At 54.9% G+C, this 23,113-nt stretch carries 23 protein-coding genes and 1 pseudogene; 15 read left to right on the top strand and 9 right to left on the bottom strand.

The features are described from left to right. Positions 1-102: 102 nt before the first annotated feature. The 7 genes and pseudogenes from CES87_RS34095 (at position 103) to CES87_RS32440 (ending at position 7,376) form a co-directional block, all read left to right on the top strand. Positions 103-240, top strand: coding sequence for a hypothetical protein (locus CES87_RS34095; protein WP_305880257.1), 138 nt, complete (start codon positions 103-105; stop codon positions 238-240). A 23-nt stretch (positions 241-263) separates the two neighbouring features. Continuing rightward, positions 264-767: a MarC family NAAT transporter gene (locus tag CES87_RS26195; RefSeq protein ID WP_305880256.1), complete on the top strand. Its 504-nt coding sequence runs from the start codon at positions 264-266 to the stop codon at positions 765-767. A 207-nt stretch (positions 768-974) separates the two neighbouring features. Continuing rightward, entirely contained in the window at positions 975-2,444 is a 1,470-nt protein-coding gene (locus CES87_RS26190) for a DUF3300 domain-containing protein (protein WP_128608388.1), read from the top strand. A gap of 26 nt (positions 2,445-2,470) precedes the next feature. Continuing rightward, a complete protein-coding gene (locus CES87_RS26185; RefSeq protein ID WP_128608387.1) occupies positions 2,471-3,361 on the top strand; it encodes a DUF2950 domain-containing protein in 891 nt (296 codons plus the stop codon). A 116-nt stretch (positions 3,362-3,477) separates the two neighbouring features. Next, positions 3,478-4,850: pseudogene (locus CES87_RS26180) on the top strand (transposase). Positions 4,851-5,284: 434 nt separating this feature from the next. Further along, positions 5,285-6,190 (top strand): hypothetical protein, encoded by a 906-nt coding sequence (locus CES87_RS26175; protein ID WP_128608386.1) that lies wholly within the window; start codon positions 5,285-5,287, stop codon positions 6,188-6,190. A gap of 841 nt (positions 6,191-7,031) precedes the next feature. Then, entirely contained in the window at positions 7,032-7,376 is a 345-nt protein-coding gene (locus tag CES87_RS32440) for a hypothetical protein (protein WP_178081484.1), read from the top strand. A 697-nt stretch (positions 7,377-8,073) separates the two neighbouring features. Here CES87_RS32440 and dsdC read toward each other — a convergent pair. The 3 genes from dsdC to CES87_RS26155 form a co-directional block, all read right to left on the bottom strand. Next, positions 8,074-9,069: a DNA-binding transcriptional regulator DsdC gene (dsdC, locus tag CES87_RS26165; protein WP_128608384.1), complete on the bottom strand. Its 996-nt coding sequence runs from the start codon at positions 9,067-9,069 to the stop codon at positions 8,074-8,076. 161 nt (positions 9,070-9,230) lie between these two features. Beyond that, a complete protein-coding gene (gene dsdA / locus CES87_RS26160) occupies positions 9,231-10,583 on the bottom strand; it encodes a D-serine ammonia-lyase (protein ID WP_128608383.1) in 1,353 nt (450 codons plus the stop codon). 43 nt (positions 10,584-10,626) lie between these two features. Then, positions 10,627-11,967: a gluconate:H+ symporter gene (locus CES87_RS26155; RefSeq protein WP_128608382.1), complete on the bottom strand. Its 1,341-nt coding sequence runs from the start codon at positions 11,965-11,967 to the stop codon at positions 10,627-10,629. 296 nt (positions 11,968-12,263) lie between these two features. Between CES87_RS26155 and CES87_RS26150 the strand changes: the two genes are divergently transcribed. Continuing rightward, positions 12,264-13,394, top strand: a complete 1,131-nt coding sequence (locus CES87_RS26150; RefSeq protein ID WP_128608381.1) for an alpha/beta hydrolase — start codon at positions 12,264-12,266, stop codon at positions 13,392-13,394. Positions 13,395-14,187: 793 nt separating this feature from the next. After that, the gene (locus CES87_RS26145) at positions 14,188-14,964 is read left to right on the top strand and encodes an SDR family NAD(P)-dependent oxidoreductase (protein ID WP_128608380.1); all 777 of its coding nucleotides are present in this window, start codon (positions 14,188-14,190) and stop codon (positions 14,962-14,964) included. Positions 14,965-15,155: 191 nt separating this feature from the next. Here CES87_RS26145 and CES87_RS26140 read toward each other — a convergent pair whose 3' ends face one another. Next, positions 15,156-16,091, bottom strand: coding sequence for a LysR family transcriptional regulator (locus tag CES87_RS26140; protein ID WP_128608379.1), 936 nt, complete (start codon positions 16,089-16,091; stop codon positions 15,156-15,158). 127 nt (positions 16,092-16,218) lie between these two features. Between CES87_RS26140 and CES87_RS26135 the strand changes: the two genes are divergently transcribed. The 4 genes from CES87_RS26135 to CES87_RS26120 all read left to right on the top strand — a co-directional run bounded on the left by CES87_RS26135 (position 16,219) and on the right by CES87_RS26120 (position 18,924). Then, the gene (locus tag CES87_RS26135; protein WP_008154664.1) at positions 16,219-16,638 is read left to right on the top strand and encodes an ester cyclase; all 420 of its coding nucleotides are present in this window, start codon (positions 16,219-16,221) and stop codon (positions 16,636-16,638) included. Between the two features lie 3 nt (positions 16,639-16,641). Then, on the top strand, positions 16,642-17,730 hold the full coding sequence (locus CES87_RS26130; protein ID WP_128608378.1) for an SDR family oxidoreductase: 1,089 nt from the start codon (positions 16,642-16,644) through the stop codon (positions 17,728-17,730). 17 nt (positions 17,731-17,747) lie between these two features. Continuing rightward, complete coding sequence (locus CES87_RS26125) at positions 17,748-18,290, top strand: histidine phosphatase family protein (RefSeq protein WP_128608377.1); 543 nt, start codon at positions 17,748-17,750, stop codon at positions 18,288-18,290. A 388-nt stretch (positions 18,291-18,678) separates the two neighbouring features. Beyond that, positions 18,679-18,924, top strand: a complete 246-nt coding sequence (locus tag CES87_RS26120) for a hypothetical protein (protein ID WP_128608376.1) — start codon at positions 18,679-18,681, stop codon at positions 18,922-18,924. Between the two features lie 263 nt (positions 18,925-19,187). On the opposite strand, the gene CES87_RS26115 is transcribed toward CES87_RS26120, so the two are convergent. Then, a complete protein-coding gene (locus CES87_RS26115; protein WP_128608375.1) occupies positions 19,188-20,027 on the bottom strand; it encodes an alpha/beta fold hydrolase in 840 nt (279 codons plus the stop codon). 211 nt (positions 20,028-20,238) lie between these two features. Here CES87_RS26115 and CES87_RS32435 point away from each other — a divergent pair, with 211 nt between their 5' ends. Further along, positions 20,239-20,403 (top strand): hypothetical protein, encoded by a 165-nt coding sequence (locus CES87_RS32435; RefSeq protein ID WP_178081483.1) that lies wholly within the window; start codon positions 20,239-20,241, stop codon positions 20,401-20,403. 27 nt (positions 20,404-20,430) lie between these two features. On the opposite strand, the gene CES87_RS26110 is transcribed toward CES87_RS32435, so the two are convergent. Then, on the bottom strand, positions 20,431-20,787 hold the full coding sequence (locus CES87_RS26110) for a response regulator (protein WP_128608374.1): 357 nt from the start codon (positions 20,785-20,787) through the stop codon (positions 20,431-20,433). 172 nt (positions 20,788-20,959) lie between these two features. Between CES87_RS26110 and CES87_RS26105 the strand changes: the two genes are divergently transcribed. Then, positions 20,960-22,087, top strand: coding sequence for a sensor histidine kinase (locus CES87_RS26105; RefSeq protein ID WP_128608373.1), 1,128 nt, complete (start codon positions 20,960-20,962; stop codon positions 22,085-22,087). A gap of 69 nt (positions 22,088-22,156) precedes the next feature. On the opposite strand, the gene CES87_RS26100 is transcribed toward CES87_RS26105, so the two are convergent. From CES87_RS26100 to CES87_RS26090, 3 genes are all read right to left on the bottom strand, one after another. After that, positions 22,157-22,378, bottom strand: a complete 222-nt coding sequence (locus CES87_RS26100) for a hypothetical protein (protein WP_128608372.1) — start codon at positions 22,376-22,378, stop codon at positions 22,157-22,159. 97 nt (positions 22,379-22,475) lie between these two features. Then, complete coding sequence (locus CES87_RS33635) at positions 22,476-22,769, bottom strand: hypothetical protein (RefSeq protein ID WP_128608371.1); 294 nt, start codon at positions 22,767-22,769, stop codon at positions 22,476-22,478. Between the two features lie 52 nt (positions 22,770-22,821). Further along, a complete protein-coding gene (locus CES87_RS26090; RefSeq protein ID WP_128608370.1) occupies positions 22,822-23,100 on the bottom strand; it encodes a hypothetical protein in 279 nt (92 codons plus the stop codon). Positions 23,101-23,113 lie beyond the last annotated feature (13 nt).

Here is a 23,113-nt window from a genome sequence, read left to right as displayed (position 1 = left end):
ACAGGCCTCGAATTGATGTGATATCGAAACCGAGGCCCATTCAAGCAATCCAAAGCTGACACTTGAATGGAGAGTACCGATAAACATTCAGGACGTTTCGCCATGACGGATTTATTTAACGCTATCGCACTTGGATTGTTGGCTTTGCTGCCATTGACCAACCCTCCTACGACCGTGGCGCTGTTTCTCGCCTTGAGCAAAGGGCTTAGTCAAAAGGAAAAAAACAAACAAGCATTTTGACATCATTCTATGTCTTTCTTGTTATGACGATTACCTATTACATCGGTGAGTTGGTCATGGATGCTTTTAATATTTCCATACCGGGCTTGCGTATGGCAGGTGGCGGGATTCTTATTATAATGGGTTTGAAGATGCTCTTTCCGCCGCCTCTTGCGCCCTCCTCTTCCAGCAACATAAAAGAACAAACCAGTTTTGCCTTCATCCCGTTAGCCATGCCCAGTACTGCTGGGCCAGGAACAATCGCGATGATTATAAGTTCCGCCGCGACTATTAAAAACAGTACGTTATTTCCAGCCTGGGTGTTATTGACAGCCCCTCCGTTAATTTTCTTGTTGACGTCCATTATTCTTTGGGCATGTTTACGCGGTTCAGGAATAATCATGAGACTGACAGGGCAGTCAGGGATTGATGCGATATCACGCCTGATGGGGTTCCTGCTCGTGTGCATGGGCGCTCAATTCGCTATCAATGGGTCGCTGGAAATAATACAAACCATCATCGACGCCAACTTCTCCCACCTTCGGTAATTCGAGACCAGGCCCCCTGCCGTCACATTGGTTTGCCAAGGGTCGTCCCAGTGCTGACCACTCGAAAAATGCTGCTTAATTCATAGCGACAAAATATGTTTGCTACCATGAGTAGATGGCATCGAGGTTGTCTGCGCTCGATTCCTGACATTGATCCAGTCATTCCAGACCTGCCTGACCACACGGGGGTGAGGCGATGCGTATTTCATTTTTTACGCGGTGTCGGCTGTACTGTTGCTAAGTGGATTTTCAGGCTTGGCGCAGCCGTTGGATGCGCCTGCAAATGCTGCCGCGACAGCGCCCGTGACGGCGGCTGTCGCGGGCAAAGATGCCGTGTTTACTCAGGAGCAGCTGGATCAAATGCTCGCTCCCATTGCGCTTTACCCGGACCCACTGCTGGCACAGGTACTGATGGCCACCACGTACCCGGGGGAAATCGCCGAGGCGGTAACCTGGTCGAAAGCGCATCCGGATGCCAAGGGCGATGATGCGGTCAAACAAGTGGCGAGCCAGACTTGGGATCCGAGCGTCCAGGCGCTGGTCGCCTTCCCGCAGGTCCTGGCAACGTTGGGACAGGATCCCGTATGGGTACAGCGCCTGGGCGATGCCTTCCTGGCGCAACCCGACGATGTCATGGTGGGCGTGCAACGCTTGCGTCGTCAGGCGCAAGCAGCCGGCAACCTCCAGAGCAACCAATATCAGAACGTGACGGTTCAGAACGTGACGGCACCGGCACCTAAAGCTTCCGCAGCTCCCGCAACTGCCCCTGCTCCTGCCAGCAGCTCCACCATCATCATTCAACCCTCCGATCCGCAGGTCGTGTACGTACCCAGTTATAACCCGACAACAACCTACGGCACCTGGCCCTATCCTGCGTCGCCGCCCATGTACTATCCACCGCCGCCAGCCTATTACCCCGGCTCGGCATTGATGGCCGGGCTGGCGTTTGGTACCGGTGTGGCTGTCGTCGCCTCGTTGTGGGGTAATTGTGACTGGGGCAATAACGATGTCGACATCGACGTCAACCGCTACAACAACATCAATCGCAACAACCAAATCACCAATAATCAGAACAAGTGGCAGCACAACGCCGCTCATCGTGATGGCGTTCCCTACCGTGACAACAGGAGCCGTGAACAGTACGGCCGTCAACTGAACGGTGCCAATCAGCGTGAGGCCTTTCGAGGTGACAATGCCCAACGAGCCCAGGCTCGAGAAAAAGCCCGTGGTTCCATGGACAGGGCCGGTATTGAACGACCCGCCACCACCAATCGCCAGGCCCGTGATCAAGCGCGCAAGGCGCAGTCCGGAGCCACGACCGGTAATCGGATGCAAGCAGGTGCGGACAGACCGAAGGCGTCTGACAGGAGCCAGGGCACTGCCAGAAACACTCGGGACAATCAGCAGCCCGGGAAACAGACCGCTCAGACCAATCAGCGCAGACCGGAGTCCTCGCAGGCGCGCCAGGGCACACAAACACGACCGTCCGCCAGTCCGGGCAGTGCCCGCAACAACGCCTTCGCCGGCGCGCGCTCACCGTCCCAGACCAACGCACAAGCCGACCGTGGTCGGGCCAGCCAGGCATCCGCCCTGCGCCCCAGTGCCGCGCGATCTGCCGGCCAGCAAATCAGCAGGCCGTCCAGTCCACCCATGCGACAAAGAGGGGGCCGTCGGTGAAAAACCATCTTCGAGTGAAGCCGCTCATGGACTTGCTCCCTCATGTCCTGGCGATCGCTGCCGGCTTGGCATGGTCATGCATTGCTACGGCACAGCAGGCATTTCCAACGCCCGAAAAGGCCGCTCAAGCGTTCGTCCAGGCACTGGGTACGGAACACGCCGACCAGGCACGCCTGACAGAGCTGTTGGGTGATGACTGGCGCAACTTCATCCCCCGAGGTGGCGTGCAGCGCAGTGATGTGGATGCGTTTTTGAAGCTCTACCGCGAGCAACACAGCATCGAAAAACCCAGCGACCGCAAGGCGGTCCTGTCAGTCGGCAGTGAGCATTGGACACTGCCGATCCCCATGATAAAAGCCGCGAACGGTTGGCGCTTCGACATCAAGGCCGGTAGCGCCGAAGTCCGCGCACGTCGAATTGGCAGCAACGAACTCGCCACGGTGCAATCGGTGTTGGCCTACCACGACGCCCAGATGGACTATGCGTCAGTGGATCGTGACGGTGACGGCGCACTCGAATATGCGCAAAAAATCTTCAGCACACCCGGTCAGCACGACGGGCTCTATTGGGCGGACGACGATAGCGGCCAAATCAGCCCGTTAGGTCCCCTGTTCGGCAAAACCAAAGCCGGTGACGATTGGCATGGCTACCACTTCCGCATCCTTGAGGGTCAAGGGCCCTCTGCACCTGGCGGCGCCTATAGCTACCTCATCGGTGACAAAATGAGCCGTGGCTTTGCACTGATCGCCTGGCCAGCAAAATACGACGACACCGGGGTGATGAGCTTCATGATCAGTCATGACGGACAAGTGTTTGAAAAAGACCTGGGACCTGACGGTGAAAAACTGGCGCAGTCGATGAAGCGTTTTGATCCGGATGACAGTTGGAAGGAGATGACCGTAGATCAGAAGCAGTGATATTTACCTCGCCTTTCTTCTCGACAGGCAGCAGTCGGCCGATTCTGTTGAAAAAGTAGCTCCCCTGGCCGACCTCCGGCAAAATCTCTTCATTGGCCGGAGGGGGATCACACAGCATGATGGGACAGTTATCGAGTGGGCAGGAGCGACTGTTTTACTCCTTCAACCTTGAAGATCACATCCCAGCCAATCACCTTCTGCGCAGCATTGATCGGTGTCTCGATCTGAGCGACCGGCGCCATTACCTCGCTGATTTCTATAGCCCGATTGGGCGCCCTTCAATTGATCCTGAACTGATGATCCGCATGCTGGTCGTGGGCTACTGCTATGGCATCCGCTCCGAGCGGCGGTTGTGCGAAGAGGCCCATTTGAACCTGGCGTATCGCTGGTTCTGCCGGTTGAGCCTTGAAGATGAAGTACCCAATCACTCGACGTTTTCCAAAAATCGACACGGCCGTTTTCGGGACAGTGATCTGTTTCGCTGGTTGTTCAATGAAGTGCTGCGTCGCTGCATGGACGCAGGTCTGGTCAAAGGCGAAGGCTTTGCCGTGGACGCCAGCATCATCAAAGCGGATGCCAGCCGGCAGCGCGGTGTACCGGGCGATGAACAGGTCAACTGGAGCGATCCGGCCCTGAGCACCCGCGCCGTGCGTGAGTATCTTGAGGCACTCGATGAAGAGGCTCTGGCCGAAACGCTACCGAAGCGCCTGTCGCTGACTGATCCTCAAGCCCGCTGGACCGCAGCTCCAGGTGGCCCAGCGTTCTACGCTTACTCCACGAATTATCTGATCGATACCGAGCACGGTGTCATCGTGGATGTGGAACCCACACCGGCTCATCGCACGGCCGAGGTCGAGAGCACCAAGATCATGATCGACCGGGTCGAGGCGCAGTTCGACATCAAGCCGGAACGCCTTATTGGCGACACCGCTTACGGAACCGCGCCGATGCTGGCCTGGATGGTGGAGGAAAAGACATCGAGCCGCATGTGCCGGTATGGGACAAAACGGAGCGCAAGAACGACAGTTTATCGAGCAACGATTTCCACTGGAATGAGGAAACTGAGGAATACCGCTGCCCAGCCGGCAATGCCTTGCGCAGCGAATGGCGCGCCTTCAAGAATTAGCGTTCGCACGTCACCAAAGCCAACACCATCATCTTCCGATCCCGGCAGACCGACTGCGTTTCCTGTCCGATGAAAGCCAAGTGCTGCCCGAACACTGCGTTCCGCAAGATCGCTCGCAGCGTCCATGAAGCCGCTCGTGATGTGGCTCGGCGCATTGCAGCAACGCCGGCGTATCAGCGCTCTCGCCACGAACGTAAAAAGGTCGAAATGTTGTTTGCCCACCTCAAGCGCATCCTGAAATTGGATCGCTTGCGACTACGTGGCATGAGTGGCGCGACCGATGAGTTCACGCTGGCCGCCGCGGTGCAGAACCTGCAACGGCTGGCCAAAGTTACATCTCAAGGGCCACCGGTCACGGGATAGGTGCGCCTGCACTAAGCAAAAACCCTCAAACTAACCCAATAACAGAGCAGCAAAGGTCAGCGAAGGGCCGAGAAACCACTCAATGTGGTGAGTAGGTTCTCCGGGGGTAGCCGTGCCTGAGTTCAGGCGAACTGAAAATCCGACTTTTTCAACAGAATCGGCCAATTGCAGCCCTTGACGACAGGCAGAAATCGGCCAATTGCAGCCTGTCGAGAAAAGTCGCTTTCGACCAAAAGCGGTCCTTACAGGCGCCGATTTACCTCTTAAAAAGGATTACTCTCTGCGCGCAAGTCATTTTGCTTGACTAAAGTACAGCTAGTCCCTTTAACGCTCGCGCGTAATCCAAGTGCTAATCTGATCTCAAGACAACATTCCTGTACTGGTTCCCTGCGCCATCCACGACACTTGGTGACGCACACAGTAGGAAGTTGACCATGGCAGATCTCAGCCATTCACCGACTTGGAAAAGTGTCAATTATAAGGATCACGGAGTCAAAATGTTAGATAAAAGCGACCAAATAGATAGCAATCAACCTTGGTACGCTCGACACGAAAAACTCGTTCAATGGATTACCTTGCTTTCAGTAGTTATCGGTACATCAATGCACTACATCCTAGTAGATAGGCCAGCAGTAAATATACAAGAAGAATCGCGCCAACTTACACTTCAATTAATCGAGGAAAGCAAGCGAAATCAGCGACTTCTTGAGAAAAAGCTTTTGGAGACACAAGCCAACACTTCCGCTCTTAGCGCGAACCTGGATCAAATAAAGTCTCAAATAAAACTTTCAAATGCGACAATAGAAAAAATCCAAGACCCTACACGAAAAATGACCGAAAGCCTTCAACTCGAGCGCCAAAGTTTAGAGCGAGTGATACTTATGGATGAGTTAGTCGACACGTTGGCTCCTAATCTACAAGTGAAAATGCTACCTGATGTTTCATGGCAGGATCGATATATATGGGCAAATTTTTCTCTTACAAACTCCGGAAAGCGAGCTATACGGGTGGCGCAACCGACACTGTCTGTTTCGCTAATACCTGTACAGAATTTCGGGCCTTCGAAACCACTCCAAAAATCTTCGAATTTGAAAAGTGAGATATGTTCTGTAGGCTTCATCAGCCCGGGAGAAACAATTACCTGCGCAATTTTCGTTCGATCCAGCACCTCACTCTCATCATCTTCAGGAATTTCGTATAGAGCTGAGTTTATCGCGAAAACTGATCTTCCAGAGGAGAGCGAGACATCTAAGAGAGTTCGGACTGCTTACAACGAGGATTATTTGAAACTGCGGATGACAAAGAGCATTACGTTCGACGGCGACATCCATCGTGAATGAACCATCCATAGTGACGGTCGATGTTTGCCGTCGCTATCCGACCCAAAGCTGCCGGTGTGAACTGGCAGAAACCGGCCAGAAGCAGCCGATCGAACCAGGGTAAGAAACTGGAGTCGATTTAGCTCCACAAACTCTATATTTCCGACCCTACGACGATCACCTGCAGTTAGAGGTGGTTGCTGCCGGTAGTGAGGACCGCAAAGCGGTCGACTGGCTGTAGAAACTAGATCCGCCTCGTTGCGCTGCCGGATCCCCTACTATGCTATCTGCTTAGCCCCTCTGCTAATGGAGCTAGTGCTATGGCCAATTTTCATGACTTTCTGATTGTTTGGAAAGGTTCGAATGGTAAGGTCAAAGGGATACTCTGCACTCTCTCTGAAGTTAATGACGACTATACTGTGGTAATAAGAGGAGGTAAGGAAGGGGTAATGAAACGTATAGCGATCCCTTTCATGCTATCTCAAGTCTCGAAGAGGCTAGTAATTAGGGGAAGCAGCGGCGAACCAAATATAACTAAAACCATCGTTTTACTCGCGCATGAATAGCTTGGCAACATATCTAACAAACTAAAGACCAACCCTTCGCGCCTATCCGCAGGGCGCGGAACTCAAATGTTGGTTAATGACTGTTTCGGGTCGTTCTCTACCGGTCGTTACCCGAATGAGCCGTCGCATAACTTATAAGTTATGCGACAGTTTTTTTCAAAGCCGTCACACCAGTATCCAAGCGCAAGGTCAATCGTAAAAAGTGAACTCCCTCATCTGAACGCTGCGTCCACGGCCATCCCTAAATTCATAAGTTCGTTAGTCATCATCAGCCATATGACCATATGAGGGGTGTATTGCCGCTTACCTCACGTAAATCCCCGGGACGGCTCCCGATTACTATGTATGGTTTGAGTAAGGCAGTAGCCGCGATTTCTGACTGCGCGAAAGAGATGCCTTCCTCCAGCGCTTTTCTTGAATTTTATTTGCAGTCTACTCAAACTCATCTGCAGGCCGCGATAGAGGTCTGGATTTCTCCCAATACTACTAATCAGCTCTGCTTTACTGATTACACGCTCCTCCTTGAGGAGCATGCTTTTTACAATTACGCTCTCGATATTTGTCAAGTGTATTTGATTGGCGCCATCGAACAGGATTCGATTATTTATATCGAGCTTCCAGCATTGAGGGTATTGAAGTGATATCTCTGCAAAGTTTGTCATGGTTTTTTGATTATAAAATTCATAAATGCAACAAAAAACAAATCGCAAAAAATATTACTTATTTTTGTCTTCCGCAATGTAGTTCCAGGAGCGTATTTTTTAAATGCCAGCTTTATTAGAGCGACTGCATAGCAGGTCGTGGGAAAAGAACTGCGTTATCGACCGCTCACTCATTGTCTCTTCTCCATTCGTGGGAAATGCGCAGACTTCTCCAAAGATCTTTCGCGCCCGTGAGAGCCAACAGCCAAATAGCTGGGCTTGCTGCGCAAGCTTGGGGAGGAGTTTATAGACGGGGCGTGCGCCAGCCTTTCATTTGGCGACAGCGCTTTTTCATTTCATGACAACCCATAACCTTTGATTGACCTGGCATTGCACTTAGCGTTGTTTGAGTCAGTTTTTGCGTGGTGGTCATGCCCCTCTCCAGACGTACCAATATGTCGTCAGTGGTGTGCAAATTCGCAGACAGGGTTTGAGAGTACTGAATCCTGAGGGTCAGCTTTGGGTCGACTGCTGCCCTTCGCGACAGGCACCAATCGGCCAGAAGCGGACATTGACCAAGGGCTGCTTCAGGTTCCCGTGTCGTAGATTGGATTACACATCGAACGCTATCTCGTGAGGTACCGTCACTTCGTAAATCTCTCTCCCCTACCCTCACCACAAGAAAAAACGCCATTGATTACGACGTTGAAAGGTCATGAAGGGCTTTCGGATTCACCGTCGTTCTCATCCAGGGGGATGATTGACGCGCGCATTCTCGTAGCCAGTTCATGAAAACCAGTAATCGCTTGGGAACAGTACCGAGCGGTGGGTGAACCAGATAATAATCGTAGTGGCCCGAGCGGCTGAATCCAGCGAAAGGCAGAACGAGCTCGCCGCAATCGACTCGCTTCTGCACAAGCTGCTGACGGCCAATCGCAATGCCGGCGTGGTTCATGGCTGCCGTCACACTTAAATCAGAGCGATCGAAGGTCAAGCTACGTTTGGGAAGTGCCGCGAGCAGGTTGTGTTGCTCTGCCCAAAGCGTCCACTCAGCATCATAGGCCGCATGGTCCCAGGCCAGGGAGTCATGCAAGGTTGTGCAGTACCTTAAGTTGTCCGGGTTCTCTTCCAACTGATGGCGTCGCGCATAGTCAGGACTGCACACGGGGGCCAGCCGCTCTCGCATAAACCGATAGCTCGTCAGCCCTGGAAACTCGCCATTGGCATAGTACAGGGCCAGGTCAATTTTACGGGTTCGAAAATCGACATTGTCGTTGCCTGTCCGCAGATCCAGTGACACCAAAGGATAACGCTCAATAAAGTCAGCCAGCCTCGGAACCAGCCAGCATTGGGCGATGGACGGCCTTACATAGAGCGCGATCGAGCCGGCAATTTCCGCCTGTGACGATTGCTCAAGTGCCTCGGACAATTCTCCCATCGTATTCTGGAGTATTTCGAAAATACGCTCGCCTTCGTCGGTCAGGCTGACCTGCCGGGTCAGGCGCTGGAACAGTTTCATGGCTAACGCGGTTTCCAGCCGACTTATCCGGTGGCTCACGGCGCTTGCAGTCAAGCACAGTTCCTGCGCCGCACGGGCGAAGCTCAGATGACGAGCGGCAACCAAAAAGGTGTGAAGGTTCGCGAACTGGCTGCTGTTGAGCCTGGAGCTGATACGAGGAGGAAGGTTGAGCACGACAGTTTTCCCTCAAACCCAAAAGCCGCTTTGCGTTGTACGCATTTCCAACGGTCAAACGTACCGAATGCGGCAAGACGTTCATCTTGCCACATTCGGTTTACGCTTAAATCAGCGAGAGCTCTGTCGAGATCAGGCAATTGCGGTCCATTCAGGCCCGATCAACCTTTGGCGAGCAATTCACGGCCCTTGGCCAGATAAGCGTCCATCTCGTCGCCAGGCACCATATTGCCGCCCGTTGCCCAAACCAGATGGGTGGCTTGCGTCATGGCCTGGCTGTCCAGGCCCATGCGAGCCAGGTAGCTTTGCTGGTCGGCCTGAACCCTGGCTATGCCGGGCACGCCGGCGAGCGCAGATGGCTCAAGACGCACACCTTCGCTGCGCTCCATCAGGGCCAGCAAACTGTACATTTCCTCGTCACTGACCGTGTAGAAACCATCAAGCAAGCGCTGCATGGCCTTGCCGACAAAACCTGACGCGCGTCCGACGGCGAGGCCATCGGCAGCCGTCACGTTGTCAATGCCGAAGTCTTGCACACTCACTTCGTCGTGCAGACCGGTATAGACGCCCAGCATCATGCATGGCGAGTGTGTGGGCTCGGCGAAGATGCAATGGACAGCGTCGCCGAAGGCCAGCTTCAGGCCGAAGGCCACGCCGCCAGGCGCGCCACCCACCCCGCAGGGCAGATAAACAAACAATGGATGTTGCGCATCCACGGTGATGTCAGCCGCTGCCAATTGCTTTTTCAGGCGCTCGGCAGCCACCGAGTAGCCCAGGAACAAGTTGACCGAGTTCTCATCGTCCACAAAATGGCAGGCTGGATCGGACTCCGCTTGTTGGCGGCCTTGCGCAACGGCCACGCTGTAATCGGAGGAGTACTCAATAACGGTAACGCCGTGTGAGCGTAACTTGTCTTTCTTCCATTGCCGCGCATCCGCCGACATATGCACGGTCACCTGGAAACCCAACGCCGCCCCCATGATGCCGATGGACATGCCAAGGTTGCCGGTCGAGCCAACGGCTATTTTGTATTGACCGAAAAAGGCACGCGCTTTATCGCTGTCCAGCACGGCGTAGTCGTCGTCAAGCGTCAACAGATTCGCGGCCAACGCCAGGTCTTCGGCATGCTTGAGCACTTCATAGATACCACCGCGCGCCTTGATGGAGCCCGAAATCGGGAGGTGGCTGTCCCGCTTGAGCCACAGCGCCCCTTCCAACGCCAGACCGTAGCGCTCGCCAAGCAACTGCTGCAAGTGAGGCACGGGCACAATATCCGATTCGATAATGCCGCCACTGCATTGCGTTTCCGGAAACGCCCGCCGCAGGTAAGAAGCAAAACGCGTCAGTCGCGCGCTGGCATCGGCGACGTCTTCAGCCGTCAACCCCACATCGCCAATCGATTCCGCGACCGGCGCCACGGCAGGGTTAAACCAGGTGGTTTCTTGCAGCGCGACCAGATCGCGAATCAACGGATAACTGGCGTACCAGCTTTCAAGGGGTCTTCCCAAAATCATGACGTGGTCCCTTTAAATAATCAGGATGAAAATACGGGTGAGATCAAACAAATTGCGCCAGCAGCAGGGTCAGCCCCAGCGCGATCAATGAAGCCAGTACGGTGGCCGAGGTGAACTTCTTCAACGCTTCGGCTAGCGAGACCCCCAGATACTCCTTGACCACCCAGAAAGCGGAGTCCGTCACATGGGTCCAGCCTATGGCGCCGGCACCGATGGCAATGCAGATAATTTCCTTACTCACGGTTGGATGAGCGCTTAGCATCGGCATCACCATGCCGGCGGCGCTCATCATTGCCACCGTCGCTGAACCGACGGCGAAGTGCATCAACCCTGCCACCAACCATGCCAGGACGATGGGATTCATATTCAATTGCGTCAACGAGCCAGAGAGTGCGTTACCCACGCCACTGTCAACCAGGATGCCGTTGAATGCCCCCCCGGCACCGATAATCAGCAGAATACTGGCCAGCGGAGGAAAGCTCTTCTGAGTGTGCGCGAGCAAGTCAGGCATTGATAAGCCGCGGCGCAAACCCAGCGCCCAGTAAGCGAAGACCACCGCAATGGACAGTGCGATCAGCGGCGTCCCCAGGAACGAAACGATGCTGAAGAGCCCGGAGTCATGGGGCAATCCGGCCGCAAAGCTTTTGCCGACCATCAGCAGAAGTGGCAACAGGATGGTCAGCAGCGTCAAGCCAAGGCCTGGCAAGTCCCGGGTCGCGCTGTCATCGCAATGCTCGTCCAGAAAAGCTTCTTGAGTGTCAGGCGCTTCACTCTTGCAGACCAGTTTGATCCACAGCGGCCCGGCAATGATGGCAGTAGGTAGCGCGATAATGAGGCCATACACAATCACCTTGCCGACATCGGCGCCCAGCAGCCCGGTGATGGCCATAGCGGCAGGGTGCGGGGGCAACATGCAATGAACCGCCATTAGCGACACGGCCAAAGGCACGCCCAGGTACAGAAGGTTGATCCGGGTCTCTTTGGCGACCACATAGATCAGGGGAATCAGCAGAACGAATCCAACCTCGAAGAACACAGGTATTCCCGCGATAAACCCGACAAGCATCATGGCCCATGAGGCACGCTCTTTACCCAGGGCGCTCAATAGCGTCTGGGCGATGCGCTCCGCGCCACCGGACTCTTCAAGCATCTTGCCGAGTATGCCGCCAAGGCCAATGATCGTTGCCAGGAACCCAAGTGTTCCACCGACACCTTTTTCATATGAAGAGGCTATTTGCGCCAGCGGCATGCCTGAACCGATGCCTACCACGAAGCTCGCTGCGGTCAAGGCCAGGAAGGCGTGGACACGCACTTTGACGATTAGAAAAACAATCAGAATGATGGCGCAGAACAACACCAGCAATAGAGTGGGACCACTGTGCATACAATCTCCTGAAAGAGCTTTTATTGTTGAAATGAGTGATCGGGGTCACTCAGCTTTTCGGCATTAGAGAGCGCCACACAGAGACCTGACAAAGGATGGATTTTCAAGGGATGGATGACATGAAGTCATCTATGGTGAGTGCATAGAGTGAATTGATGAAAGTTCGAGCCGGCGGCTCCATCACGCATCAAGCCAGGCATCACCCTTTACCCATTCTTTACCTGTCCTTACACCTCATTTTCCAGCGGTGCGGTTACGCTGCTAGCCAACTTGATCTGGACGAGTTTGTGAATCGAATGAACTTTCAACCTCGGTACTGGCTAGCGGTGGGCACCTTAGTGGGCAGTCTGGGATTGATCTCTGGTTGTGCGGGCGATCCGCCAAACCCACGGATCAAATTTACCGAGCGGGTCAATGAACACCTGGCCACCGCCTATCAACCGGCTCACAACGAAACATCTGGCTGGGACGCTATGTGGCAACTCGATCAGCATTCGGTTGATGTGGTGTGGTTGGCACCGGCTACCCATGCGCGCTTGCCGCTGATTATTTACTTGCCGGGATTGGGTGAGTCGGCCTCGGGCGGCGTGGTGTGGCGCAACGCTTGGGCACAAGCCGGTTATGCGGTGCTGTCTGTTCAAGGGCACGCCTACGATAAGTCGATTTTTTCGTCGAAGCAGGCGTTGGATGGCGACTTCCGTGCAGTGGCAAGCAGTCACTACACTGCCGCCGCCTTGCGCGACAGGTTGTCTACTTTGCAGGAAGTCCTGACCGAAGTTCGGACACGGGCCGCGAAAGGAGACGCGCAACTGGCTGCCATCGACTGGAACCAGGTCGTGGTGGCCGGCTTTGATCTCGGGGCGCAGACCGCTGAGGCTTTGGCCGGGGCGCTGGAACCTGGCGCTACGTCGGGCGTCGCGATTCAGCCCAAAGCCGTGTTGCTGCTCAGCCCTTATGCGGACGCCGACGCCCGCAGAGAAGTGTTCGCCCAGATGTCGGCGCCCGTGCTGTCGATGACCGGTCAGGAAGATGAAGATCCGTTCAACTGGGTCAGTTCCTACCGCCAGCGACAAGTGTTGGGCGAGTCGGTGACGGTGGCTGGCAGCGTTCAGCTGGAGCTGGACAAAGCGACGCACAAGACCTTGTCCGGTACCGAGTTGTTCAACCGGCCGGGGAAAAAGGCCGACAAGGGCAGCGATGCGTCCGGCGGTGCCTCCAAAGGCAGAGGGCACAAGCACGGCGCAAAATCCGGCGGCGGTTTCCATGGTCCGATGGGCGAGCCTGCCCCGGATCCCAAGCAAGTTGCTGCGATTCAGGCAATTGGTGTGGCGTTTCTGGATAGCCGCATCAGACACAATTCCGCAGCCACTGAATGGTTGCAGAAAGGCGCGCCAGGTTGGCTGGGTGGTGCGGGGCACTTGAAGTAGTTTTGGGCGGGGCAAACTGCTGTCGCCGGTGGCCTGTATCGAACCGTGCGTGGGTGGTGTGAGAGGAGACCCACTGTAGTTTCTTCTCAAGCATATGCTCCTCGTCCACAGTGACTCCTCAGCATCACCACTCAACGGTTTTTTTTGGTTTGCCACCCCTTGGTTTTGGTGAACTGAGTCGTCCCTGATTTCGTCGACGATGGATGACCGTAATTGGTCGATTGTGAGCCTTCGTGAGAGGCTGCTTTCGGCAAAAATCAGTCAATCCCTATTAAGCCGGCCCCCGTTTACCCAGCAGCAGTCCGTTCACTAAGTACGACCACAATTCTTTTTCTGCGCTTCTCCATCCCCCCCGTCAAGAGCGGGTGCAAATCTACAAAGCAGGAGCAGTATTCAGACCGGGCACGCACACGATTGCTCGCACGAGCGACGCCCTCCATATCGCGTAACTCTGGCTGTATACGACCCATGAAATAGATCGAGGTGGCGTCATGAAAAATTACAAGGCCCGCGTGGCGGTGATCACCTCTATATCTACTCGCATCCCCAGGCCAGGAACTACGCGCGCGAGCGTTTCGACGCAATCGTTGAGCAACGCAACCCGCCCGATCCTTACGCAGGCAAACCCGAACTGCGTGAACAGTTGATCGAGTCGTTGCGCGCCTGACTTCCCTGGACCGACATCCATCTCTGCGATGGGAGTCCTTCTCTACAAGGATCGATAAACCATGAAACCCTTCACCGCGTCTTGCCACGCCTTTCGCCGTTTCCTGCTGATGTTCGAGGTGCATTGATGGACTTTCTGCAAAGTTTTTCCCTGACGGGTAAGACCGTGTTGGTCACCGGTGCCTCCAGCGGCATTGGCGCCCATCTCGCCCGCGTAGCGGCTAACGCCGGTGCGCGAGTGGTACTGGCCGCGCGTCGCCTGGAGCGTCTTGAACAATTGTCCAGCGACATCCAGCAGGGCGGTGGCCAAGCCCTGGCAGTGAGCCTGGACGTCACCGACCGAGCCAGCGTGGAGGCCGCCTTTGATGCCGCCGAAGCGGCGTTCGGCGTGGTCGATGTCGTGCTCAACAATGCCGGGATCGGCAACAGTCAGCCAGTGCTGGAAATCAGTGAGGAAGATTGGAGCCACATGCTATCCACCAACCTCGATGGCGTCTGGCGCGTGGCCCAGTGCGCAGCCCAGCGCATGGCCAAGGACGCAAGAGGCGGCAGCATTGTCAATATCGCCTCGATGCTCGGTTTGCGCGTGATAACCGGTGGCAGCCATTACTGTGCAGCCAAAGCCGGTGTGGTGCAGCTGACCAAGTCGCTGGCATTGGAATTGGCACGCCACAAAATTCGCGTCAACGCCATCGCTCCGGGCTGTTTCAAGACGGAGATTAACGACGACTTTATGGATAGCGAAAAAGGACAGGCCTATATCCGTGGTGCAGTGCCTATGGGTCGCTTGGGACAGTTGAGCGAACTGGAAGGCCCTTTTCTGCTTCTCGCCAGTGACGCTGGCAGCTACATGAGCGGTGCGGTGCTGTCGGTAGACGGGGCGCAACTGGTCAGCAGCCTGTAAGTAAAAAAAAGCGGGCTGACCGTTGGAAGCTGGATCAGCCTCGCCTTTGATAAACCCGGGCGCAAAGTCCCATCGCGACAGGCAGAAATCAGCCGAATAGTTGCAACCCATGAATGTCTCCCTTGGGTCGATCTCTGCCGGTCATAGTTTCATTGGTAACTTCGTTAGCTGATGTCATAACTGAACCAATCTCAATTATTTTGGCTAGCGCCCCCATGCACCCATTTCAGGTCGCCCCCCAAGAGGTAACCTTCCACATTTTCTATGGAAAGGGCTTCGAGCAGCACCTGCTCCAGGATGGCAAAAAAACATTTAATGTGAGCCTGTTTCAATGCCTGAGGCCGGGTCACCAGATAGACTTCCATATCTGGAAGTTGAAGATCCGGGAACAACTCGATCAGGTCCTTCGCCAGAATACGGGGCAGTACGGCCACACCCATTCCTCGCCTAACCGATTCAAGCTGAACCGCGAACGAGTTCACGCTGATCTGCGCGCGTTCCAGACCCGCGGCCTTTGCCGCACGCATTTGCGGCAACATGTCCAGCGGAGGAAGCAAGGCAATATTGACCGCAGTGGCCGGAGTCACCCCTGGGTACCGTTTCAGATAACCTGCATCGGCGAAGACACCGTAAGCGAGCCAGCCTATTGGTCGATAAATCAGCGACGGTTCGCCTAGATGAGCTGTGCGTACAGCAATGTCTGCCACGCCGCGGACGATCTTGTGAAAGTCGGCTGTTGCCATCAACTCCACCGAGCAACGCGGGTGAAGAGAGGTGAAGCGACTCGCAGCCTCCAGCACGCAAGACGAAAATCCCTCTCCTGCACTGACCAGGACACTGCCAAATAGCTCTGTGTGTAGCCCGGACATGCCAGCAACGGTTTGACGCCTCAAGCCCGCCTCCGCCGCTAGGGCAACTTCCACGAGGGATTGGCCGCGTGAGGTCAACCAGCATCCTTCAACGCCCCGCTCGACGAGTAGCTCGCCCAGGGCGCTCTCAAGTTGGGTCAACCGGCGGGACACAGTAGACGCCGCAATACCCAGCATCTGGCCAGCTTGAAGAAAGCTGCCACGCCGCGAGACTGCCAACAACAGACGAAGATCGTCCCAATTTGCTTGCAACGCCATGCTTCATATCCTCCCTGGTCTGCATATGTGCAAATCCATTATGCAGTAGTCGCTGTTTTTCGGGAGAGGCCTCAAAGGTATATCTACAAGCCCTCGAAGACGAATGGAATGGAATGGAATGGACTGTATGACTACTGGCCCCAACGACTATGCGGAACGCGCCGCCAGTGCCTTCAATCGCCGTGATGTGGAGGCGATGCTTGCGCTGGTTTGCGAAGACTTCATCTACCTCGATAGCATGGGGATACAAACCGGTCGCGAAGCCATGCGAAAACGAGAGATCGCATTGCTCGAAGCGCTCCCCGATGCCCAAGTGATTTTCAGCCCATTCGCCGTCGGTAACGATCGTTTGGCGCTGACTGCCTTCCTGACCGGCACATTCGCCGCACCCTTGGTGCTGCCAGGCCGGGTGATTCCACCTCATGGGCGCCATATTACCGCGTACTACGCCGCACACTTCACCTTCAGAGACGGGCTGGCCATCCGTGAAGAGGCCTTCTTCGACAGTGCGGTGCTGATGCCGCTAGCCTATCCAGCTGAGGGTTGAGCCATGCACAGCGCATTCGTTACTGGCGCAACCGGCTTGTTGGGCAACAACCTGGTGCGTGAATTGGTCGCTCGTGGTTACGCGGTCAAAGCCCTGGTCCGTTCAAGAGCCAAAGGTGAACAGCAGTTCAACAATTTGCCGGACGTGGAACTGGTCGTTGGGGACATGGCCGATGTCGACGCATTCGCAGCGTCGCTGCAAGGCTGCGATACGGTGTTTCACACCGCGGCGTTCTTTCGCGACAACTACAAGGGCGGCAGCCACTGGAAGGAACTCGAAAAGATTAATGTGTCTGGTACGCGGCGCCTGCTAAACCAGTCCTACCGCGCCGGTATACGACGGTTCATCCATACGTCTTCCATTGCCGTGCTCGACGGCGCACCTGGCACGTCCATCGATGAGACATGTCTGCGGGCCGACGCCGATGCGGATGACTACTACCGTAGCAAGATTCTCGCCGACCGTGTCGTCTTGTCGTTCCTGGAGGTCCATCCCGAGATGCATGCCTGCATGGTCCTGCCTGGCTGGATGTGGGGCCCAGCCGACCTGGGCCCCACATCCTCGGGACAGTTGGTTAACGATGTCGTGCTCGGCAAACTGCCCGGACTGATCCCCGGTAGTTTCTCCGTTGTCGATGCCCGCGATGTGGCATTGGCGCAGATTGCCGCAGCCAAACATGGGCGGCGAGGTGAGCGCTATCTCGCGGCGGGCCGGCATATGACAATGCGTGAGCTGGTGCCTATGCTTGGACGTATAGCAGGCGTCAAGACACCCGTTCGACAACTACCGCTCCCCTTTCTATACACCTTGGCGGCTGTGCAGGAGATGTATGCGCGTATTACCAGCAAGCCCATTCTGCTGAGCATGGCCACGTTGCGCCTGTTGGTACGAGAGAAGGACCGCACCTGTTTCAACCACAGCAAGAGTGAAAAAGAGCTTGGCCTGAGTTTCCGGCCACTAGAGCTGACAATCACCGACACGGTGGCGTGGTACCGCGATCACGATTGGTTTGAGAATCAAACCTTAAGTTCCCGGAACCGCACTTCTTCCACATTGACCGCACACCTGAACAAGGACGTAAACATACAGTGAGTAGGGAAATAATCCTGATGCGTCACGGCCAGCCAAAACTGGTCGCAACCGACAAAATTTCAGCGCTCGATATGAAAGACTGGATCGAGCAATACAACCGGTCCGAAATTACCAACCAACCAGTCCCGGATGCCAGCATGCAGCTCGCCGCAACCGCCAAGGTGATTGTCTCAAGCAGCGCGCCTCGTGCGCTGACCTCCGTCCTGGCTCTTGGCCTGAAGCCCGCCCTTGTCGACGCGCTTTTCTGTGAAGCGCAACTGCCTTATGGTCACTGGAAACTGCCACGGCTATCGCCGTTTACCTGGGCATTTATCCTTCGAGTCTTATGGTTGTGCGGTTACTCACGCAGCGTCGAATCCGACGAAACTGCGAGGATGCGCGCCAGCACGGCAGCCCGACGACTTCAGTCCCTTGCCAACGAAGGACCGGTTCTGCTGCTCGGTCATGGCTTTATGAATCGAATGATCGCCAAACAACTGGTGGCCGATGGATGGGTTCGCCAAAAACGTAACGGCAGCCAGTATTGGAGTGCGACGGTGTATCAATATAGCGGTGTTTAAAAGTGCCATCTGGCGCGGAGATTAAACGAAGGGAAAGTTCAGGTTGGTCGTTCATTTGTAGAGACCTCTTTGGGACGCGAAAACCACGTTTTTCTACTCGCTCGGCCCCGTACAAAGGTGGGGGTTGGAGTGTAGGTTGGCGGTTTGTCTCGCTGGACAGATACCTATTGCTGCTGGTGGCGACAGGCAGAAAACGGCCAGAAGCGGACATGGGGGTAGAAATATGCAACCTATTTAGGATGTCCAGCCCTCAGTACCTATCGGGGCATCACCCAAAACCTGGCTCGACGCATCAAAAAAATTTGAACCGCTTTTAGACGCGCTCGCCTAATGATCAGCTAGTGGGTAATCCCACAGGCAATTTGCCAATACCGGCATACTCCGAGAGGTGGTCAACGTGGCTAAAGACGAGAAGAAAAGCAAAGGTGAAGCTTCGAACGTCAACAAGGAATTGAAAGACAAAAAGGCATCACCGGCAAAGAAATCAGCTGCGGCCTCGGCTCTTTCGAAATCTTCCGATAAGAAAGACAAGAAAAAAGATGCCGAACCAAAGAAATCTGCAAAAAAAGCTGATAGCAAGCCAGAAAAGGCTAAGAAATCAGAGAAGGCAGAAAAGCCGGCGAAAAAGAAATAGTGACATCTGCTATCTGCTAGGGCTTTACGCCCTAGCTTCCTCAGGCCGTGTTGCCTCATGAACACAGCCGATATTGGATTTCACGAGGGTATACAGCCTGATAGCACATCCTCTCTACGACTAACGATCGCTTCCGGCCAAAGCAGTCGTTTGGGAGGGAATAATAAATCTGAGAATCATCTGGCCTGCCTCGCCTATGTTTTTCACCAGCCTGCTAATGGGCTTGCACGACCTTGGGCAAGCCCATTAGCAAGCATCAGCGATCAATTCCGCTCGGATTGCAGCAGACGTGGCTTGAACATGCCCTTGGCGATCATCAGCACGGGCTCTTCATCCCCGAATTGCTGGCAGAGGAATTCGCGTATCGCTTCGGCGGTTCGCCTGGCGCTGGTCACCACGAAAAAATGCCCCTCCCCCTGTAGGACGCGCAGTTCGGCACGGCGAATGGTGCTGCGCAGGATGTGCGCGTTGTACAGCCGCACCAGGGGATCGCGTTCGCCGGTGAGGATCAGCGTGCGCTGGCGCAGACGGAACAACCGCAGCAAGCTGGTCCAGCCGACCAAGGCGGTGAGCTGGTAGTAATAGGTTCGCGGGTTGGCCGTGAGCATGCCGTTCACCACACCGAAGCGCAGCAGCGTCCCTATCGAGTTGCGCGAGCCTTCTTGCTTGCGCAGTTTGGCGCCTTCGCTCCTGCCAAAAAAATCCAGTATGTCGGCGGGCTTCACCAGCATCGCCGGGCCGGCCGAGGTCGCCGCGAGGATCAGCCGGCGCACCATCCTCGGGTAACGCAGGGTGAATTCTTGCGCCAATGCACCGCCCCAACTCACGCCGAACACATCGACCTGGTCGAATCCCAATTGCTTGAGCATCTCGGCGATCAGGTCGGCATGGCGCGGCAGACGCATCGGCCAGCGGGGCGTTTGCGATTTGCCGACCCCGGGCACGTCCAACGTAATGGTCGTGTAGCCCGCTAGTTCATAGCGCAGGGGATCGAAAGTACGTATCAAACCACCCAGGCCGTTGAGCAAGAGCAGCGGTGAGCCTTGACCACGGATCGAAACGTTCAACTGCAAGTTTTTAATGGTTAATGTGTGTGTTGTCATGGTTTCACCCCTTGGCCTACCCGCTGCCAAGACAGCGTCTTGGCGTGCATAATCCCCGGCAACTTAGACCCGGAAAAATATCGCTGAGCTCCTAACTTGTATGAGCATGCCGTGCATTCGATAGTGCAAGCAAAGGCCGAGTGGCGACCTACACTCCACAGTACCCCGCCCACACGGAGCTGCCTCTATGGAAATGCACGAAGCCTATTAAGTGATCGAGGTGTTTGGCGCACAGGAAGCCAATACCGCCATTCAAAAAGACGGCTGGAAACTGCTGGCGATCACTTCCGCCACCAGCCCACAGGCACCGACATTCATTACCATCTGCTACGTTTTGGGCAAGCGCAAACCGGTCAGCGAATCCAGTATTAATTAGGCACATCACGCGCCTGGGCACGGGACATTACTCAGGTAAATACGTCCTAACCGCGTGATGCAACAAATCGGTTGTCCACGGCTTACTCAGAAACATTGCGTTAGTCGGTAGCCCGTCGAGTACTGACCTATGACCGGAGGTGACGATAACCGGCAGGTCTGGCCAACGCGCCCAAATCATTTTTGCCAATTCCAGTCCATTCATACTGCCCGGCATGAAGATATCGGTTATCACTAGAACTATGGAAGCCGGGCCTTCCAGAATGGGGATAGCTTCATCGGCCGTGGCGCATTCCGTCACACTGACACCCAGCAGCGAAATCGCGTCAGCCATCAGAGAACGCATTATTTCATCATCTTCTACGACCAACACTGATGGTGACATGGGCATAGCTCCCCTTTGTCTCACTTAGTGGTATCGACGATAGTATGCGTTCCAAACAACTGACCAACGGTCAGTGGTCGGTTGCCGATTTTTGGCGTTCCGCTAATCTGGTTTTATCGACTGAATTTGTCTGACTGGTAACGTCATAATCAGGACGCTAGTAGGGTTTTCCATGCGACTTTCAGATTTCATCCTCAAAAACCTTGAGCCTATTTTGCAAGCATGGGAAGAATTTGCCAGGTCTGTGGATACCCCGCTGCCTCCTCTGGATCAACCAGGTTTGAGGAACCACGCTGAGTATATTTTGCGGACTGTTGCCCTGGATATGCTTAGCTCTCAAACCTCTCAAGAGCAGATCGATAAGTCCCTCGGACTCGGCCCTGTAAAAAAGGAAGAATCAGCCGCACAAAGTCACGCCATTACACGCCTGGTGGCAGGTTTCACGATGGACCAAATGGTCTCCGAATACCGCGCCCTCAGGTCGAGTGTCCTCAGGCTATGGTTAGCCCAAGGATACGCAGGGGAAGACCATCAAATTTTGGACATGATTCGCTTCAACGAGGCCATCGATCAGGCGCTTGTCGAGTCGATAGCAGCGTATGGGCGAGCGGTGGAAACCACTCGAAAAACAGTCTTGGGCGTGTTAGGCCACGACCTTCGCACACCCTTGGGTGCCGTGACGCTCGGCGCGGATTTGTTGAGACAAACTGAAGAACTGGGCGCCCGCGGAAAAAAAATAATTTCGCAGATTTCTACAAGTGTTCAAAACGCAAACCAGATAGTGAACGACCTGCTTGACCTGGCGCGCTGTAACTTGGGCACTGGTATCCCGGTGCGACCGGAAAACACTGACCTGACTCCTGTGTGCAGGGCAGTCGTTGAAGAACTCACGATCGCCCATCCCAGAGCGCAAATCGTATTCACCGATACGGAATCGGTAGCGGGCCTGTACGACCCATCACGCATGGCACAAGTTTTCTCGAATCTTGTTGGTAACGCGGTGCGACACGGAAACGCACATCTTCCAATTTATGTATCGTTGGACGGGGATGGCACCACTGCGCGCTTTTGCGTGCAAAATTACGGAAAGCCTATTCCTCCCAGCGAACTGCCTTCTCTGTTCAATCCAGAAGGTCGTTATTCCAAGTATTCTGAGGGAGCGCAAGGAGCATCGTCTGGTCTCGGGCTGGGATTATTCATAGCCGCTCAGATCGTAGAGGGCCATGGTGGGACAATAGAGGTCGAGTCGACGCTGGAGCAGGGCACGATTTTTCGTGTGATTTTACCGGTGTTCAAATAGATGAGAGCCAGGGTGGACAGCTGCTGTTCATTTTTTACGCACAAAGCGCGCGCATTACTTTTTCCAGCGCTAGGTGCCTTCGCCTACACCCGCAACAGATTGCGCGTAGAAAACCGTTGCCTTCTCGATGAGCGCTCTTCGTTCTTCAGGGCTGATAATTCCGTCTTCTTCAAAATCATCCGCCAGCCGCAGCAGCGCCTCATACTGCTCTTCGGCGTCCATCCGAATTTCGGGTTGGTTGAACAATCTTTCCCACGCCGTCAATGCTTGGCTTTTACGATGGTCGTTCATGACAAAGGCCACTGAAGTGTATGCCTTGATAGATACCTGCAGATTCTGTGAAGTTCGAAGAAGAGGATAATCGGTAAAGGAGGTGTTTAAGAGGTGATTACTTTTCATCTATGCCTTTGTGCAGTGCCGCCTCGGTTGCCACACGACGAGCGCGCCCAACTCCCCAAGCGAGGGCCCGAGTCATTGATTCGCCAGGGCGGCAATCACAGATTTCTTCAAAAATGTGCATGCCGCTGGTTGCGTAAACTCCGATGAACATTTGAGTGCTACCCGCGCTGGAAAGCCTTACTTGTACATCTATGGTCGTTCCATCATCGAGCGTTTCATCATGCGTTCTGCAGTGCAGCGCCGGATCTGCCCATGCCCAATATCGTTCGCCCCGTTGTCTCATGCGCGCCTCTACATTTTTGTTCGTCGCTTGAATATAGCTGCGCGAACACTCTTTAGCCGGCCGCCCATTGATCGCTACCACCGTTACTGACGAAGGTTTGCAGTGCAGCTATCTCGACCAAGCAGGCGCTGCAATCAGCACGCGCCCACATCGACGCGGCGAACGATGCCGTTGGTTGCGCGATTTGCTTGACCGTCGCGCCTCTGAAAAGCCGAGCCTCGATGCTTAAACCCTCCCCGCCGGCAACTGGGGGCAACGCAAGAGCCGGATCATTGCCGCCGCCGCTAATGCTGCCAGTGTTCGAACGCGCCCAAGAGCTGGTGAACGGCATTCGCTATGTCGTC

Origin of the sequence: Pseudomonas sp. ERMR1:02 (assembly GCF_002277815.1) — a bacterium.
GTDB lineage: Bacteria > Pseudomonadota > Gammaproteobacteria > Pseudomonadales > Pseudomonadaceae > Aquipseudomonas.
This window is presented reverse-complemented; position numbering and strand designations above follow the sequence as displayed.